Source organism: Micromonospora sp. NPDC020750, from assembly GCF_044334565.1.
Taxonomy (GTDB): domain Bacteria; phylum Actinomycetota; class Actinomycetes; order Mycobacteriales; family Micromonosporaceae; genus Micromonospora.
This window is the reverse complement of sequence record NZ_JBIRTH010000004.1, coordinates 229,904-246,197: the sequence shown is the minus strand read 5'-3', so window position 1 is coordinate 246,197 and position 16,294 is coordinate 229,904. Positions and strand designations below refer to the sequence as shown.

The window sequence follows — 16,294 nt, the reverse complement described above, 5'->3', positions numbered from 1 at the left end:
AGCGTGGATCTCGGGCTCAAGGGACGGGTGGTCCTCGTCTCGGGCGGGTCCAGCGGAATCGGGCTGGCCTGCGCGAAGGAGTTCGCCGCCGAGGGCGCGCACGTGGCGATCTGCGGCCGCGACCCGGACCGGCTCGCCGCCGCCGAGCGGGAGCTGGCCGGGGTGGCCGCCGGCCGGGTCAGCGCCACCAGCGTGGACGTCACCGACACCGACGCGGCCCGCCGCTGGGTGGACGGGGTGGCCGCCGACCTCGGCGGGGCCCACGTCCTGCTGGTCAGCGGCGGCAGCCCGCCGGTCGGCACGGCCGCGCTGTTCGAGGTGGCCGACTACCGGGCCGCCGTCGACCGGGTGTTGCTGCCGGCCGTCGGGCTGGCCCTGGCGGCGCTGCCGCACCTGCGCACCGCCGGCTGGGGGCGGCTGCTATTCGTCGCCTCCGAGACCGCGAGCGTGCCGATCGGCCCGCTGGTCCTCTCCGGGGTGACCCGGGCCGCGCTGGTCCGGTTCGCCCAGGGCCTCGCCGTCGACGTGGGCCGCGACGGGATCACCGTCAACGTGCTCGCCCCCGGCAGCGTGCGCACCCCGCCGATGGAACGGGCCGCCGCGCGGCTGGCCGGCGACGGCGACGTCGAGGAGCAGCTCGCCGCCATGGGCCACCACAGCGCGCTGGGCCGGCTGGCCGACCCCGGGGAGGTCGCCGCCGTGGCCGCGTTCCTGGCCAGCGAGCGGGCCTCGTTCGTCACCGCGGGCGTGCACCTGATCGACGGTGGCGCCGGCGCCACCGGCCCGGAGCTGCCACACCTGACGGGCGTCCGCAAGGACACCTACGCCTGACCCCTCCCCCGATCCGGCGGCGGCGACGCCGGCCGGCGGCACAGCACGAAGGAGTGCGTGATGTCCACGACCAGCCCCACCTTCACCGAGCGGGACGTCTCCGAGTTCTTCGACGAGACCACCCAGACGTACCTCAGCTTCTGGGACAGCGAGGGCGTGCTGCACACCGGATACTTCGCCGCCGACGACGACGCCGACTACCACGCCGCCGCCGACCGGACCTCCGACCTGCTCGCCACCGAGGCGGGCGTCGACGCCGGCTCGACCGTGCTGGACGTGGGCTGCGGCTGCGGCAACTTCCTGCTCCGGCTCGCCGGGCAGACCGGCTGCCGGGGCGAAGGGCTGGACCTGAGCATCGAGCGGATCCGGTTCGCCCAGGCCAAGCGCGCCGAGCGCGGGACGCCGGGGATCGCCTTCCGGCACGGGTCGGCCACCGCCCTGCCGTACTCCCCGGGCAGCTTCAGCCACGTGGTCAGCCAGGACGCGCTGTTCCTGGTGCCGGACAAGCCGCGCAGCCACGCCGAGATGCACCGGGTGCTCGCCCCCGGCGGGATCCTGGCGATCACCGACTTCCTCCAGCCGACCACCGAGATCGGCGAGGCCGCCCGCCGGCACGTCTACGACCGGGTGCGCTGGAGCAGCGGCTACTCCCTCGACGGGTACGCCGAGGCGCTGACCGGGGCCGGGTTCGAGGTGCTGGTCGCCCGCAGCCTCGACACGCACATCCGGCAGACGTACCGGGTGCTCGGCGAGACCGCCCGGCAGCGGGCCGCGTCCACCGACGACCCGGCCGCCCGGGAGTGGATCCTCGGCTTCGCCGCGTCCTGCGGGGAGATCCAGGCCGCCATCGACCGGGGCGAGTTCGGCTGGGGCATGTTCATCGCCCGCAAGCCCGCCGCGCAGTGAACGGCGCCGAGCAGCGTTCCCGTCGTGCAGTGACCGTCCGACCACGACCCGAGGTGTGAGGCCATGCAACGAACCGACGTCATCAAGCGGACGATCGCCGAGGTTGTCGAGGACCGCAAGAAGCAGCTCTCGCCGGGGCAGGTCTTCGCCGACGCCTTCGCCGAGCAGGGCTTCGACACCCGCGTCGAGTACGACGTCACCATCACCGACTCGCTGACCAGCTCCCGGCGCAAGCCGCGCTACCCGTCGCGGAACGTGCTGAAGGTGGTGGACCTGTCCCGGGACCCGCAGGAGTTCTACTGGCACGAGAGCCCGGCCCGCCCGGACGACCCGACGGTCGACGGCGCCGACCTGCGCCGGGAGGCGGCCAACCACTTCCACCGCTCCCCCATCCCACCGCTGTTCACCACGAAGGCGTGGGTGCAGGTCCCGGACGGGCTGTGGGACGACCCGACGAGCTTCGCGGAGTTCATCAACTACCGCCTCGTCGTGCGGCTGGCCACCGCCGAGAACGTCACCATCCTGCGCGGCGAGGGCGGGCTGCTGACCATGCCGGACATCGCCCGGCTCACCGACCCGGGCCCGTTCGGCTCCACCATCCTGTCCGCCTGCAACGAGGTGGAGCAGAACGGCAGCACCGCCGACGGGCTGATCATCAACCCGGCGGACTACTACCGGCTGCTCGGCTCCGGCACGCTGATGCGCGACGTCGAGGAGAACGGCGTATTCATCGTCCGGACCCGGCTGGTCGACCCGGGCACCGCGATCGTCGGCGACTTCGGCCACGGCGCGCTGCTGTTCGACGCCGGCCGCTCGATGATCGGTTTCGCCGAGCCGCCGCCCGGCACGTTCGCCGAGCCCGGCCTGGCGCTGACCGCCGAGATCTACGAGCGGGTGGTGCTCAACCTGCCCACCTGCTTCTTCGTCGTGAGCGTGTAGGGCGCGGCGATGTCGACGACGCCCGCGCCGCGCCCGAGCGGCGGCGAACCGTCGCGCCCGCCCGGCGACGAGCCCGCGCCGCGGCCGAGCGGCGACGAGCCCGACGTGCTGGTGGTCGGCGCGGGCATCGTCGGCCTGTTCTGCGCCTGGTTCCTGGCCCGCGACGGCCACCGGGTCACCGTCGTCGACCGGGGCGAGGTCGGCGACCCGGCGGCCTGTTCCTCGGGTAACACCGGCTTCGTCGGCACCCAGGGCTCCGCGCCGCTCGCGGAGCCCGGCGTGCCGGCCAAAGGGCTGCGCTACCTGCTGAACCCGGAGAGCCCGTTCCACATCCGGCCCCGCTGGGATCCGGCCCTGCTCGCCTGGCTCTGGCACTTCCGCCGGCTCTGCACCGAGGCCGACGCCCGGGCCGCCTTCGAGATCCTGCTGTCGCTCAAGCAACGCAGCCTTGCCATCCTGCACGAGGTGTGCGCGGCGGGACCGCTCGCCGACACCCTCACCGCCCAGGGCATGCTGCTGGCCTGCAAGACCCCGGAGGGCTTCGAGCAGGCCCGCCGCTCGGTGCCGGCGGCGGTCGCCCGGGGGGTGCCGCTGCGGGTGCTCGAACCCGGCGAGCTGGCCCGCCTCGAACCGGGCGTCGAGTTCGACGTGGCCGGGGCACTGCTCAACGCCGAGGGCGCCGCGCTGCGCATCCCGGCGTTCCTCGTCGAGTTCGCCCGGGTGCTGCGGGGCATGGGCGTGGACATCCGCACCCACACCGAGGTCCGCGACTTCGAGGTGGCCGGGGACCGGGTCCGGGCCGTGCGCACGAGCCGGGGGGACCTGCGCCCGGCCGAGGTGGTGATCGCCGCCGGGATCTGGTCGGTGGCCTGCGCCCGCAAGCTCGGCCTGGACCTGATGCTCCAGCCGGCGAAGGGCTACGCGGTCACCGTCGCCGCCCCGGAGACCCCGCCCCGGCTGCCGATCCTGCTCAGCGAGGGCAAGGTCGCCGTCATGCCGCTCGGCGACCGGCTGCGCCTCGCCGGCACCCTGGAGCTGACCGGGATGGACGTCTCCGTCTCACCCCGTCGGGTCGACGGCATCGCGCGCACCGTCCGGTCGTACCTGCCGGGCCTGGACACCGACCGCCGGGTGCAGGTGTGGAGCGGGCTGCGCCCCTGCACCCCGGACAGCCTGCCGCTGCTCGGCCGCGCCGGGGCGTACCGGAACGTCTGCGTGGCCGCCGGGCACGGCCACATCGGGATGGGCCTGGCACCGGCCGGGGGGCAGCTGATCGCCCAGCTCGTCGGCGGCGTCCGCCCGGAACTGGACCTGGCCCCCTTCGCCGTGGACCGCTGGCGGCGTCGCTTCCCGCGCCGCCGCCCGACCCCTGGGAGTACGCGATGACCGACGACGCCCCGATCGGGGTGCTCTGCCTGGACACCTCGTTCGAGAAGATCCCCGGGCACATCCGCAACCCGGCCACCTTCGACTTCCCGGTGCGCTACCGGGTGGTCGAGGGCGCCACGCCGCAGCGCCTGGTCCGCGAGGCCGACCCCACGCTGTTGGAGCCGTTCATCGCGGCGGCCAAGGATCTCGAGGCCGCCGGGGCCGCCGGCATCACCGGCGCGTGCGGCTTCCTGGTGCTGTTCCAGGCCGAGCTGGCCGCCGCCGTGTCGGTGCCGCTGTGGTCGTCCAGCCTGGTCCAGCTTCCGATGGTGCACCGGATGGTCGGGCGGCCGGTCGGGCTGCTGGTCGCCGACGAGAACGCGCTGACCCCGCGCCACCTCGCCGCGATCGGCGCCGAGTCGGTGCCGGTGCGGGTCACCGGCATGGCCGGCCAGCCGGAGTTCCGCGAGGTGATGCTGGAGGGCCGCCGTGACGCTCTCGACGTCGACCGGCTCGGCCGGGAGGTCCTCGACCGCGTCGACCGGCTCGCCGAGGCGCACCCGGACCTCGGCGCGCTGGTCATCGAGTGCACCGACCTGGTGCCGTTCGCGCACGCGATCCAGGCCCGGCTGGGCCTCCCGGTCTTCGACATCGTCACCCTCACGACGATGCTGCACGCCACGCTCACCCGCCGCCCGTACCCCCGCCACCCCTGACCCACACCCCACACCCCACACCCCACACCCCACACCTGCGCGCAGTTTCACGGAAAGAGTGGTCATTCCGGCCGGGATAGCCACTCTTTCCGTGAAAGAGCGGGCGGGCGAGCGGGCGAGCGGGCGAGCGAGCGAGCGCCGGGTGGGGGGCGGCGGGGGCGGGCAGGGCGGGCGCACGGCGGCGCCGGGGGTCAGGGACGGCGGGCGTACGGGGCGATGGGGTTGGCCAGGGTGCCGGCGAACTGGAGCGCCGCCGACGGGTCGGACAGGTCCACCATCTGCTCGTTGTTGCGCAGCTGGAGCCGGTTGAGGCAGGAGTGCGTGAACTCCGGGGCGAACAGGTCGTAGCGGCGCAGCCGGTCGGCCAGGTGCGGGACGCGGTCGGCGTAGCCGTACGCGCAGTCCGCGACCGCCCGCCAGAACTCCTCCTCGGTGAGCAGCCCCGCGTCGGTGAACACGACGTTCAGGTGGCGCAGGTAGCAGGAGAACACGTCGGTGAAGATCGACAGCAGTTTCTCGTCGTCGGGGATGTCGGCCCGGACGCGGTGCACCGCCTCGGGCAGGTCGGCGTCCGGGTCCATCACCACGATCTCCTCGGCGATGTCCTTGAAGATCGCCCGCTCCACCGCCCCGTCGCGCAGCACCAGGATGACGTTCTCGCCGTGCGGCATGAACGCCAGGTCGTACGCGTACAGGGAGTGCAGCAGCGGGACGAGGTACGCGTCGAGGTACCGGCGCAGCCAGACCCCGGCGGACAGCCCCGACTCGGCGACCAGCGCGGCGGCGAACGACCCGCCGGCCGAGTCGACGTGCAGCAGCGATGCCATGGTGGCCAGCCGCCGCCCCGGTTCCAGACCGGGGACGGGGCTCTCCCGCCACAGCGCCGCCAGCATCTTCCGGTACGGGGAGTACCGGTCGGTGGCCGCCTCGAACCGGCGGTTACGGTACCCGATCGCGGCCCGCTCCCTGATGATCGTCAGCCCGGTGGCCCGGAGCACCTCGTCGCGCTCGATCAGGTCGGCGAGCCAGTCGTTGATGGCCGGGGTGGCCTCCATGTACGCCGCCGACAGCCCCCGGATGAAGCCCATGTTCAGCACGGACAGCGCGGTCTTGACGTAGTGCCGTTCGGGGCGGGTGATGTTGAAGAAGGTGCGCACGGACTGCTGGGGAAGGTACTCGTCCGGGCCGGGGCCGACCAGGACGAGGCGGCGCTCGGCCACGTCGGCGGCGAAGGTGACGGCGAGCCGGTTCCACCACTGCCACGGGTGCACGGGGATGAACAGGTAGTCGGCCGGGTCGAGGCCGAGCCCGGTCAGCGTGGCGGCGAAGCCGGCCAGCGCGTCGTTGCCCAGCTCGTCGCGCAGCAGGGCGTCGGCGTCGGTGTCGGTGGAGCAGGTGAAGGTGGTGTGGTCGCGGTGCGCGGCCAGCCAGAGCAGCCGAACCGGCCGGCCGACCTCCGGGGCGTACCGGTGGTACTCGTCGATGCCGAAGCCGATCCGGCCGTTGTTGGCGACGAAGCCCGGGTGGCCCTCGGTCATCCGGGTCTCGATGGTCTGGAAGTCGGCGCGGGCCAGCGCGGCTGCGTCGATCTCCGGCCGGTCCAGTTTGTACGCCCACCCGGCCAGGGTGGAGGTGATCTCCTCCAGGTACACGGGCAGCACCCGGTCGGTGAGCCCGAGCGCGCCGCGCAGCTCCACACACAGGTCGAGGGCGTCCAGGGGCAGCTCTGCGCCGTCGCGGCGGCGGGTGATGCTGTCCGGGTCGATTCGCCAGTGGTCGAGGGCGAGCCGCCGGGCGGCGAACCGGTAGGTCACCGCGCCGTCGTCGCTGGCCACCTCGTACTCCCCCGGCTCGCCGGGGGCGGCGGCGGGGCCGACTGGCTCGGGGGCGAGCAGCCGCTCGTGGGCGAACTCGGCGAGCGCCTTGCGCACCAGCAGCCGGTTGGCGCGCGCCCAGGTGTCGGGGGTCAGGTGGGCGACGGCGTCCTGCGGGTCCACGGTGGCGGTCGGTCCTTCGCTGGTGGTGGCCGCGCCGGTGGCAGCGGCGAACTGGGCGCGGGTGCAGAAGCTGAGCAGGCCGGTCTTGCCGGGCAGCTCCACGGTTCCGGCGGGGACGAAGCCGACGGCGGCGTTCAGCGCCTGCACGGCGGTGTTGCGCACGTCCGGCTCGACCACCACCCGGCGGTGCGCCGGGTCGGCGAACAGCCAGTCCATGACGGTGGTGATGACGGCCCGGGTGAAGCCGGAGACCGGGGCGTCGACGGGCGCGCAGAGGAAGTGCATGCCGACGTCCCCGGGGCGGGCCGGGTAGCGGCCGGCCAGCTCGACCCACGCCGGGTCGTACCGTTCGACGAGGAAGGCCGGCTCGCCCCGCCACAGCCCGACGAACGCGTCGTGGTGCTCGTCGGCGGCGATGCGCGCGTACTCGGCGGCGACCCGGGCCACGTCGGCGTCGGCCATCAGCCAGAACGCGGCCTTCGGGTGGGTCACCCAGGAGTGCAGCAGCGCGGCGTCGGCGACCGGGTCGAGGGTACGCAGGGCGAAGTCACCCAGCCGGGGGTCGGTGCGGGTGTGCACGACCTCGGTCACGCACCCACCCCCGCCGACACGCCGAACTCCTGGAACGCGATCCGCCGCTCGACCGGGTAGTGCTCGCGGCCGAGCAGCTCACGGATGATCACGGCGTTGCGGTACGGGCCCATGCCCAGGTCGGGCGAGGTGACGCTGTGGGTGTGGGTGCCGGCGTTCTGGAGGAACACCCGGCCGGCGTGGTCGACGCTGTAGTCGCGGGCCACGTCGAACCGGCCGTGGGTGTCGAAGCGCAGCAGGTGACGCACCGGGTCGAGGAAGTCCGGCACCGTGTAGCGGTACCCGGTGGCCAGCACCAGGCCCTGGGTGGCCAGGGAGAACTCGCCCTCCTGCTCGACGTGGCGCAGCCCGAGGGTGTACTCGCCGGCGGCCGGGTCGTGCCGGGCCCTGGTCACCTCGGTGTTGGTGAGCAGCCGGGTGTCCACCGGCCCGGGCACGCTCTTGGCGTAGAGCAGGTCGTAGATCTCGTTGATCAGGTCGGCGTCGATGCCCTTGAACAGCCCCTTCTGCTCGGCCTCCAGCCGGTAGCGGGTGGACTCGGGCAGGGCGTGGAAGTAGTCGACGTAGTCGGGGGAGGTCATCTCCAGGGTGAGCTTGGTGTATTCCAGGGGGAAGAACCGGGGCGAGCGGGTGACCCAGTTCAGCCGGTAACCGTACGTGTCGATGTCGCCGAGCAGGTCATGGTAGATCTCGGCGGCGCTCTGCCCGGAGCCGACCACGGTGACGCTGTTCTTCTCCCGCAGGGCGGCCCGGTTCTCCAGGTACGCCGAGGAGTGCACCACGTCGCCGTCGAGCCCGGCGCAGGCGGCCGGGACGTGCGGCGGGGTGCCGGTGCCGAGCACCAGGTGCCGGGCCCGGTGGGTGACGGTCTCCCCGGTGGCGGTGACGGTCACGTGCACGGTGAACAGGTCGTCGGTCTCGTCGTGGGTGACGGCGGTGACCCGGTGGCCGAAGCGCACCCCGGTCAGCTTCGCCGCCGCCCACCGGCAGTACGCGTTGTACTCGCTGCGCAGCGGGTGGAACCGCTCGCGGATGTAGAACTGGTACAGCCGCCCGGACTCCTTGAGCCAGTTCAGGAAGGAGTACGGCGAGGTGGGGTCGGCGAGGCTGACCAGGTCGGCCAGGAACGGGGTCTGCAACCGGACGGTCTCCAGCAGCATCCCGGGGTGCCAGTCGAACGAGTCCCGGGCCTCCAGGAACAGGCAGTCCAGGTCGGTCAGCGGCTCGGTGAGGCAGGCCAGGCCCAGGTTGTACGGGCCGAGCCCGACGGCGATGACGTCGTGGGTGGACATGGGTTCGCTTTCTGCGCGGGGGGTGGGCACGTTCGCGGTCAGCCGACGGGGCAGGGGGTGACGGCGGTGGCCCGCTCGTGCGCGTACCGGCCGGCGTGCTCGGCGATGAGGTCGACGACGTGCGCCACGTCGTCCAGCGTGGTCTCGGGGTTGAGCAGGGTGAACTTCAGGTACTGCCGGCCGTCGACCTTGGTGCCGGCGACGACGGCCGCGCCGGAGGCGGCCAGCGCCCGGCGGGCGTACCGGTTGGCGTCGTCGGCCAGCCCGGCCCCGGTCCCGGTGGGCAGGTAGCGGAACACCACGGTGCTCAGCGCGGACCGGGTGACCACCTCGAAGCGGGGGTCGCCGGCGAGCAGCCGCCACGCCCCGTCGGCCCGGTCGATCACCTCGTCGAAGAGCGCGCCGACCGCGTCGGGGCCCATCATCCGCAGGGTGAGCCAGAGCTTCAGCGCGTCGAACCGGCGGGTGGTCTGGAGGCTCTTGTCGACCTGGTTGGGCAGCTGCTCCCCCGTCGCCCGGGGGGCCGGGTTGAGGTAGTCGGCGTGGTAGGTGGCGTGCCGCAGCGCCTCGCCGTCGCGGACCAGCAGGGCGCTGGAGGAGACCGGCTGGAAGAAGGACTTGTGGTAGTCGACGGTCACCGAGTCGGCGCGTTCGATGCCGGCGAGCAGGTGCCGCCGGGTGGGCGAGACCAGCAGCCCGCAGCCGTACGCGGCGTCGACGTGCAGCCGTACCCCGGCGGCGGCGCACCGGTCGGCGATGGCGTCGAGGGGGTCGATGGAGCCGAAGTCGGTGGTGCCGGCGGTGGCGACGACCGCCATCACGGTGAGCCCGTCGGCGTGGCAGCGGGCCAGCTCCGCGTGCAGGGCGTCGGGGCACATCCGGCGGTCGGCGTCGGTGGGCAGGGCGATCACCGCGCCGGTGTCGAGGCCGAGCAGGCCGGCCGACTTCTGCACGCTGAAGTGGCCGGCGCCGGAGGCGATCACCCGCAGCCGGGGCAGCAGCTCACGGCGGGACGTCGTGCTGCGGGCGCACGCCTCCTCCCGGGCCAGCAGCAGCGCCTGGAGGTTGGACAGGGTGCCACCGCTGGTGAACACGCCGTCGGCGGCGGGGCCGAGGCCGATCCGCTGGGCCGTCCAGTCGATCAGGCGGCGCTCGATGAGGGTGCCGCCGGCGCTCTGGTCCCAGGTGTCCAGGGAGGAGTTCACGGCGGTGAGCACGGCCTCGCCGAGCAGCGCGGGGATCACCACCGGGCAGTTGAGGTGGGCCAGGTAGCGGGGGTGGTGGAAGTAGACCGCGTCGCGCAGGTACACGTCCTCCAGCTCGTCGAGGGCGGCGGCCGGGTCGGCGAGCGGGCGGTCCAGGTCGACGGCGGCGACGGTCGGGGCGAGCGCGGCCGGGGTGACGCCGGTGAACGGGCGGTCGGTGTTGGCGATCCGGGCGCTGACCCGGTCGATCCCGTCGGCCAGCACCCGCCGGTACTGCTCGGCGGTGCCGTTGGTCAAGAGGTGGGCGCGGGGGCCCGCCGGAGTGCCGGTGGCGGGCGGCACGTCCGGAGCGGGACGACCCGGGATGCTCATGCGGTTCCTCGACGGTCGGTGGGACTCGGGGCCGGCGGTGGGGCGGGGGCGGTCGGTGACCCCGGCGGGTAGGGCGCTCGCGGCCACGGTCGGGCGGTCGGTGACCCCGGCGGGCGGGGCGCTCGCGGCCACGGTCAGGCCACCGCGGCGGCGGGGGCCTCGCCGCGCAGGGCGTCCTCGGACATGCCGCACCGCCAGTAGCCGGAGAAGACCACCCGACGGCGGTCGGTGCCGCGCTCCTGCACGAGGTGGCGGCGCAGGCCACGGACCGTGGCGGACTCCCCGGCGAGCCACGCGTACGGGACGACGCCGGGCAGCCGGGCCGCGCGGACGGCGTCGCGCAGCAGGCCGGAGCCGGGCGGGGTGGTGCCCCGGACCAGCCAGGTCACCTCGACCCCGGGCGGGGCGGGCAGGTCCTGGATGTCGGCGACGTGCGGGACCTCGATCCAGGCGCGGGCGCGGGTCCCGGCGGGCAGCCACTCCAGGATGGCGCCGACGGCCGGCAGCGCGGTCTCGTCGGCGGCGAGCAGCATCCAGTCGGCGTCGACGGGCGGCCGGAAGCAGACGGCGCGGTTGTCGGCGACGGTCGGGCCGAGCAGTATCACCTGGTCGCCGGGGCGGGCCCGGCCGGCCCACCGGGAGGCGGGGCCGGTGTCGCCGTGGCCGACGAAGTCGATGTCGACCTCGCCGACCTCGGGGCGCTGGGCGCGGACGGTGTACGAGCGCATCACCGCACGGACGGCCGGGTCGAGGGCCCGCCACCGGCCGAACCAGTCGTCACCGGCGTCGACCGGCACCACGGGGGCGCTCTGCCCGGGGTGGGGCAGGAAGAGGTTGACGCTCTGGTCGCGCCCGCCACCGGCGAAGGAGGTGAGCTGCGGGCCGCCGAGGGTGATCCGGGTCAGGGTCGGGCCGAGGCGGCGGGCGCGCACGACCCGCGCCTCGTAGAACCGGAACCGGGTGGCGACCGGGTCGAGGGTGACGCTGGCCAACTCAGCTCACCTTCTTGGCGGCGGCGATCGCCTTGGCGAGGTTCTCCAGCAGCGGGGCCGCGCCGGCGTACGAGAAACGCGGCACGGCGTCCCACGGGGTGACCTGGTTGGCCTTGACCGCCGGGAGCTGGGCCCAGGTGGGCTTCTTGGCCATGTCGGCCGGTTGCAGGGCGGTGGCGCGGTTGTCCAGCAGGATCAGGTCGGCCGGGAACTTGCCGGCGTTTTCCCAGCTGAGGGACTCGAAGTAGTCGCCCTGCTCCAGCTTGGTCGGCACCACGATGTCGACGCCCAGCTCGGCGAAGTACATCAGGTCGGTGCTGACCTTCGGGTTGGAGGCGTAGAACAGGTCGGGGCTGCCGGACGCCGCGAGCACCTTGATCCCGGGGTTGGCCTTGACCGCCTGCCGGACGGACTCGGCGGCGGCCTCGAACCGGGCCTTGGCGTCGGTGACCTTCTTCGCCTTCAGGTCGGCGCCGAGGGACGCGGCCAGCTCGGCGTACCGCTCGATCGGGCGGTTCATCGGCACCCGGGCGGTCTTGATCGCGACGGTGGGGGCCAGGCCGAGGATCTTGTCGCGGCTCTCGTCGGGGACGTACCAGAAGGCGCCCGGGTCGTACATGTGGGTGACCAGCAGCTCGGGGTTGAGCGCGGCGTACTTCTCGATGCTGAACTCGCCCCAGACGTTGCCGAGCACGGCCACCTTGCCCACGTCGAGGTCGCCGGCCTGCGGCTCCTTCGACCCGTCGGCGCGGGTGGTCTCGCCGAAGACCCCGACGAGCTGGGCGTCGAGTCCGAAGTCGACCAGGGCGGCGGCGACGCCGGTGAAGGCGACGATGCGCTTCGGCGTGGCGTCCCGGGTGACCTTCTCGGGCCGGTCGTCGGTGAACGACCAGGGGCCGCTTCCGGCGGCCGGCGAGGAGGCTTCGTCGTCCTTGCCGCCGCAGCCGCCGAGCAGGGCACCGAGGGCGAGCGCGCCGCCGGCGGAGAGCAGGCCGCGGCGGGTCAGACGCGGACGGGACACGGGTACGGGCATGACGACTTCTTTCCACTCCGGGGTGGTCTGATGACCAAGTGCGAGGTTAAGTTACCCTAACCTAAGTCCTTGTCAACAGCGTCGTCGGTCGATTCCTACCCACACAGGAGCTTGCACTGTCCGTCATCGACTCGTCGCCGACCGCCCTCGCTCCGCCGTCGACGCCCCCACCCCCGCCGCCCCGCCGCGGCCGGCCCGCGGCCCGCCTGGCCGGGCTGCTGGCCGCGTTCCTGCTGCTGGCGGCCGTGGCCACGATCAGCCTCGCGGTCGGCGCGAAGCAGCTCACCCTCGCCGAGGCCTGGCAGGGGCTGTGGGACGCCGACTCCCCCGCGCACGCCGTGGTGCGGCAGATGCGGCTGCCACGCACCCTGCTCGGCCTGATCGCCGGCGCGGCGCTCGGGGTGGCGGGCGCGATCATGCAGGCGGTCACCCGCAACCCCCTCGCCGACCCCGGGCTGCTCGGCATCAACGCCGGCGCGTCGGCGGCCGTGGCCACCGCCGCCGCGTTCCTCGGCGTCACAGGCGTCGACGGGTACGTCTGGTTCGCCCTGGCCGGCGCGGCGGCCGTCACCGCCCTCGTGTACGCCGTCGGCGGCGGCCGGGGCGCCACCCCGGCCCGGCTGGCCCTCGCGGGGGCGGCGCTCAACGCGGCCCTCTACTCGTACGTCAGCGCGGTGATGCTCCTCGACGCGGCCTCGCTGGAGAAGATGCGGTTCTGGACCGTCGGCTCGCTGGCCAGCGCCGACCTGGCGACGGTGGTCCGGGTGCTGCCGTTCGCGGCGGCCGGGCTGGTGATCGCACTCGCCACGGCCCGGCCGCTCAACGCCCTCGCGCTCGGCGACGACCAGGCGCGGGCCCTGGGCGCCCGGCCCGCCGCGACCCGGGCGGCCGTCGTCGTCGCGGTGACCCTGCTCTGCGGCGCCGCGACGGCCGCCTGCGGGCCCCTGGTCTTTGTCGGGCTGCTCGTGCCGCACCTGGTCCGCGCCCTGACCGGGCCGGACCTGCGCTGGCTGCTGCCGGCCTGCGCGCTGCTGGCCCCGGTGCTGCTGCTCGGCGCCGACGTGGCCGGCCGGGTGCTCGGCCGCCCCGGCGAGATCCAGGTGGGCATCATGACCGCCGTGCTCGGCGGCCCACTCTTCCTGCACCTCGTCACCCGGACCCGGGCGGTGCGGTCGTGACCGTCGTACGGGTACGCCACTGGTCGGTGCGGTTCCGGGCCCGGGCCCTGTTCGTCGGCCTCGGCTGCGCGCTGACCGCGCTGGCCCTGGGCGTGCTGTCGATCGGCGGCGGCGACTACCCGATGGGCTCCGCCGACGTGCTGCGCACCCTCACCGGGGGCGGCACCCCGGCCGAGGACTTCATCATCGGCGAGCTGCGGCTGCCCCGGCTGGTCACCGCCCTGCTCGTCGGGGCCGCCCTGGCGCTGGGCGGCGCGGTGTTGCAGGCCCTCGTGCGCAACCCGCTCGGCAGCCCCGACATCCTCGGCGTCACCCAGGGCGCGGCCACCGGCGCACTCGTCGTGGTGGTGGTCGGCGGCAGCACCCTCGCCCTGGCCGGCGCGGCCGTGGTCGGCGGCCTGGCCACCGGCCTGCTGCTGTGGGCGGTGGCCTGGGCGCGCGGCGCGCACGGCCACCGGCTGATCCTCGCCGGCATCGGCGTCGCCGCGATCCTCACCGGCGTCAACGGCTGGCTGCTGACCCGCGCGCAGCTCATGGACGCCGCCCGCGCCGTCCTGTGGCTCACCGGCAGCCTCGACGGGCGCGGCTGGGCGCAGGCCGTCCCGCTCGCCGTCACCCTGGCGGTGCTGGTCCCGGTGGTGCTGTTCGGCTGCGGGCCGGCGCTGCGGATGACCGAGCTGGGCGACGACACCTCCGCCGCGCTCGGCGTACCGGTGCGGGCTCTGCGCACGGTGCTGCTGGTCGCGGCGGTGCTGCTGGTCTCCGTCGCCGCCGCCGCGGCCGGGCCGGTCAACTTCGTCGCGCTCACCGCGCCGCACCTGACCCGCCGGCTGACCCGCGCGCCCGGGCCGAACCTGGCCGCCGCCATGGCGCTCGGCGCGGCGATGCTGGTCGCCGCCGACCTGGTCGCCCAACGCGCCTTCACCGGGCACCAGCTCCCCGTCGGCGTGATCACGGGCGCGCTCGGCGGCGGCTACCTGGTGTGGCTGCTGGCCACCGAACGCAAGGCGGGCCGGCTGTGACCGGCGACCTGAAGACTGGAGCACCCCTGATGCAGCCCGGCACCCCCCGGCTCAGCGGCGACGGCCTGACCCTCGCGTACGACAAGCGGACCATCACCGAGCGACTCAGCGTCGCCGTCCCCGACCGGTCGTTCACCGTCGTCATCGGACCGAACGCCTGCGGCAAGTCCACTCTGCTGCGTGCCCTGGCCCGGATGCTCCGGCCGGCCGCCGGCACGGTGCTGCTCGACGGGCGGGACATCCACGCCCAGCCGGCCCGCCGGGTCGCCCGCACCCTCGGGCTGCTGCCGCAGTCGTCCATCGCCCCCGACGGCATCACGGTCGCCGAGCTGGTGGCCCGGGGCCGGTACCCGCACCAGGGCCTGCTGCGGCAGTGGTCCCGCGACGACGAGCGGGTGGTCGACGAGTCGATGGCCGCCACCGGCGTGGCCGACCTCGCCGACCGGCTGGTCGACGAGCTGTCCGGCGGGCAGCGGCAGCGGGTGTGGATCGCCATGGCCCTGGCCCAGCAGACCGAGCTGCTGCTGCTCGACGAGCCGACCACGTTCCTCGACATCGCCCACCAGATCGAGGTGCTCGACCTGTGCGCGAGCCTGCACGAGGAGCAGGGGCGCACGCTGGTCGCGGTGCTGCACGACCTCAACCAGGCCGCCCGGTACGCCACCCACCTGATCGCGATGCGCGACGGCGCCGTGGTGGCCGCCGGAGCGCCCCGGGAGATCGTCACCGCCGAACTGGTGGAGCGGGTGTTCGGGCTGCCCTGCCGGGTCATCGACGACCCGGAGACGGGCGGGCCACTGGTCGTCCCCGCCGCGCGGCGCCCGTCGGCGGTACGCCGCTGAGCAGAGACAGCCGGACGCCGACACTCGACCCTCAAGGTTCATCCTTAGAGGCTCAGAGCGCAGGCACGCGCCTCCGGCGGGATACAGCCCGAATGGTCAGGTAGGTTGCCCGCGTGGATCCCTGCCTGCACTTGGCCCTGCTTGAGGCCGACTATCTCAACGACGCGGTCGCCAAGATCCGCGAACGTTCGGTCGAGGAGCTCAAAGCCCGGTATGCCGAGGTGCTCGCGTTGGAAGTCCTGGCGGGCGCAGATCAGGCGTCCTGGACCGACGAGGCGGATCTGTGGGACGCGCTGCCGGACGGCGCCGACGGCACGATCCGGTCGCTGACCGGCATCGAGGGCTTTCCGGAAGTGAACAACCTGTACCTGCGCGAGTCCGAGGTCAGTGATCTCGGACCGCTCACCGCGCTGCCTGCGCTGGAGCTGCTGTGGGTCGGTGTGCCGCCGGACGCGGACCTGACCCCGCTGCTGGCCTGCGATCAGCTCAAGCGGGTGCACATCGGCTGTGCGGCCGTGCTGCGCCCAGCGGGCCACGAGGTGCTCGCGGCGCTGGCCGCGCGCGGAGTCCAGGTGGACAACTTCCTGCCAGACCCGGTCAAGGCGGCGGCACCATTCAGTGATCCGATCCTGAAGCTGGCAGTGCTCGATAGATTGATGGGCTCGGTCGAGCTGCCGCCGACGTACTTCTTCGACGGGTTCGAGTTCGACGAAGGCAACCTGGCCCGGCTGATGACGGTCGTGATACCCCAGGCGGCGCTCGACACCGTCGAATCCCTCAGCTGGCTCGGGGGTGGGCACGACACGGCGCACATGGTGTGGGAGCAGTGGGACGGCGAGTCCGACGAGTTCCGCATCCGATCGCTGGCAGGCGTAGAGGCGCTGCGCAACCTGCGCGAGCTGAAAATCACCCCGCTCGCCGTACTGCCCGAGCACCAGATCGCGCAGCTGCGAGCGCGTGGCGTCACGGTCAGCGAGGCGGACTGAAGCAGCGAGGTGGGCAGCGCCGGG

14 protein-coding genes are annotated in these 16,294 nt (G+C 73.9%); 9 read left to right on the top strand and 5 right to left on the bottom strand.

All coding sequences use genetic code 11. The features are described 5' to 3' along the window. The first annotated feature begins 3 nt into the window (after positions 1-3). The 5 genes from ACH4T9_RS15015 to ACH4T9_RS14995 all read left to right on the top strand — a co-directional run bounded on the left by ACH4T9_RS15015 (position 4) and on the right by ACH4T9_RS14995 (position 4,760). Positions 4-831, top strand: coding sequence for an SDR family NAD(P)-dependent oxidoreductase (locus tag ACH4T9_RS15015; RefSeq protein ID WP_396672834.1), 828 nt, complete (start codon positions 4-6; stop codon positions 829-831). Positions 832-891: 60 nt separating this feature from the next. After that, positions 892-1,737, top strand: a complete 846-nt coding sequence (locus tag ACH4T9_RS15010) for a class I SAM-dependent methyltransferase (protein ID WP_396672835.1) — start codon at positions 892-894, stop codon at positions 1,735-1,737. Between the two features lie 63 nt (positions 1,738-1,800). Next, positions 1,801-2,676, top strand: coding sequence for a family 3 encapsulin nanocompartment shell protein (locus tag ACH4T9_RS15005; protein ID WP_396672836.1), 876 nt, complete (start codon positions 1,801-1,803; stop codon positions 2,674-2,676). Between the two features lie 9 nt (positions 2,677-2,685). Next, complete coding sequence (locus ACH4T9_RS15000; RefSeq protein WP_396672837.1) at positions 2,686-4,062, top strand: NAD(P)/FAD-dependent oxidoreductase; 1,377 nt, start codon at positions 2,686-2,688, stop codon at positions 4,060-4,062. After that, complete coding sequence (locus ACH4T9_RS14995; protein WP_396672838.1) at positions 4,059-4,760, top strand: aspartate/glutamate racemase family protein; 702 nt, start codon at positions 4,059-4,061, stop codon at positions 4,758-4,760. The genes ACH4T9_RS15000 and ACH4T9_RS14995 overlap by 4 nt, the downstream gene beginning before the upstream one ends. Positions 4,761-4,951: 191 nt before the next feature. Here ACH4T9_RS14995 and ACH4T9_RS14990 read toward each other — a convergent pair whose 3' ends face one another. The 5 genes from ACH4T9_RS14990 to ACH4T9_RS14970 all read right to left on the bottom strand — a co-directional run bounded on the left by ACH4T9_RS14990 (position 4,952) and on the right by ACH4T9_RS14970 (position 12,242). Then, a complete protein-coding gene (locus ACH4T9_RS14990; RefSeq protein WP_396672839.1) occupies positions 4,952-7,348 on the bottom strand; it encodes a GNAT family N-acetyltransferase in 2,397 nt (798 codons plus the stop codon). Continuing rightward, positions 7,345-8,640: a lysine N(6)-hydroxylase/L-ornithine N(5)-oxygenase family protein gene (locus tag ACH4T9_RS14985; protein WP_396672840.1), complete on the bottom strand. Its 1,296-nt coding sequence runs from the start codon at positions 8,638-8,640 to the stop codon at positions 7,345-7,347. Before ACH4T9_RS14985 ends, ACH4T9_RS14990 begins: the two co-directional genes overlap by 4 nt. A 38-nt stretch (positions 8,641-8,678) precedes the next feature. Further along, positions 8,679-10,217 (bottom strand): pyridoxal phosphate-dependent decarboxylase family protein, encoded by a 1,539-nt coding sequence (locus ACH4T9_RS14980; protein ID WP_396672841.1) that lies wholly within the window; start codon positions 10,215-10,217, stop codon positions 8,679-8,681. A gap of 134 nt (positions 10,218-10,351) precedes the next feature. After that, positions 10,352-11,209 (bottom strand): siderophore-interacting protein, encoded by an 858-nt coding sequence (locus ACH4T9_RS14975; RefSeq protein ID WP_396672842.1) that lies wholly within the window; start codon positions 11,207-11,209, stop codon positions 10,352-10,354. A 1-nt stretch (position 11,210) separates the two neighbouring features. Continuing rightward, positions 11,211-12,242, bottom strand: coding sequence for an ABC transporter substrate-binding protein (locus ACH4T9_RS14970; protein ID WP_396672843.1), 1,032 nt, complete (start codon positions 12,240-12,242; stop codon positions 11,211-11,213). Positions 12,243-12,358: 116 nt separating this feature from the next. On the opposite strand from ACH4T9_RS14970, the gene ACH4T9_RS14965 reads away from it, so the two are divergent. The 4 genes from ACH4T9_RS14965 (at position 12,359) to ACH4T9_RS14950 (ending at position 16,270) form a co-directional block, all read left to right on the top strand. Continuing rightward, positions 12,359-13,420, top strand: coding sequence for a FecCD family ABC transporter permease (locus ACH4T9_RS14965; protein ID WP_396673056.1), 1,062 nt, complete (start codon positions 12,359-12,361; stop codon positions 13,418-13,420). After that, positions 13,417-14,442, top strand: coding sequence for a FecCD family ABC transporter permease (locus ACH4T9_RS14960; RefSeq protein WP_396672844.1), 1,026 nt, complete (start codon positions 13,417-13,419; stop codon positions 14,440-14,442). The genes ACH4T9_RS14965 and ACH4T9_RS14960 overlap by 4 nt, the downstream gene beginning before the upstream one ends. Before the next feature lie 29 nt (positions 14,443-14,471). Next, a complete protein-coding gene (locus tag ACH4T9_RS14955) occupies positions 14,472-15,284 on the top strand; it encodes an ABC transporter ATP-binding protein (protein WP_387017821.1) in 813 nt (270 codons plus the stop codon). 113 nt (positions 15,285-15,397) lie between these two features. Then, entirely contained in the window at positions 15,398-16,270 is an 873-nt protein-coding gene (locus ACH4T9_RS14950; RefSeq protein ID WP_396672845.1) for a DUF6892 domain-containing protein, read from the top strand. The last annotated feature ends 24 nt before the right edge of the window (positions 16,271-16,294 follow it).

What these genes read in the sequence shown, in the direction of transcription:
- ACH4T9_RS14970 (WP_396672843.1), bottom strand. Translation starts at nt 12,242, where the DNA reads ATGCCCGTACCCGTGTCCCGTCCGCGTCTGACCCGCCGCGGCCTGCTC.
- ACH4T9_RS15005 (WP_396672836.1), top strand. Translation starts at nt 1,801, where the DNA reads ATGCAACGAACCGACGTCATCAAGCGGACGATCGCCGAGGTTGTCGAG.
- ACH4T9_RS14955 (WP_387017821.1), top strand. Translation starts at nt 14,472, where the DNA reads ATGCAGCCCGGCACCCCCCGGCTCAGCGGCGACGGCCTGACCCTCGCG.
- ACH4T9_RS14995 (WP_396672838.1), top strand. Translation starts at nt 4,059, where the DNA reads ATGACCGACGACGCCCCGATCGGGGTGCTCTGCCTGGACACCTCGTTC.
- ACH4T9_RS14980 (WP_396672841.1), bottom strand. Translation starts at nt 10,217, where the DNA reads ATGAGCATCCCGGGTCGTCCCGCTCCGGACGTGCCGCCCGCCACCGGC.
- ACH4T9_RS15010 (WP_396672835.1), top strand. Translation starts at nt 892, where the DNA reads ATGTCCACGACCAGCCCCACCTTCACCGAGCGGGACGTCTCCGAGTTC.
- ACH4T9_RS14985 (WP_396672840.1), bottom strand. Translation starts at nt 8,640, where the DNA reads ATGTCCACCCACGACGTCATCGCCGTCGGGCTCGGCCCGTACAACCTG.
- ACH4T9_RS15000 (WP_396672837.1), top strand. Translation starts at nt 2,686, where the DNA reads ATGTCGACGACGCCCGCGCCGCGCCCGAGCGGCGGCGAACCGTCGCGC.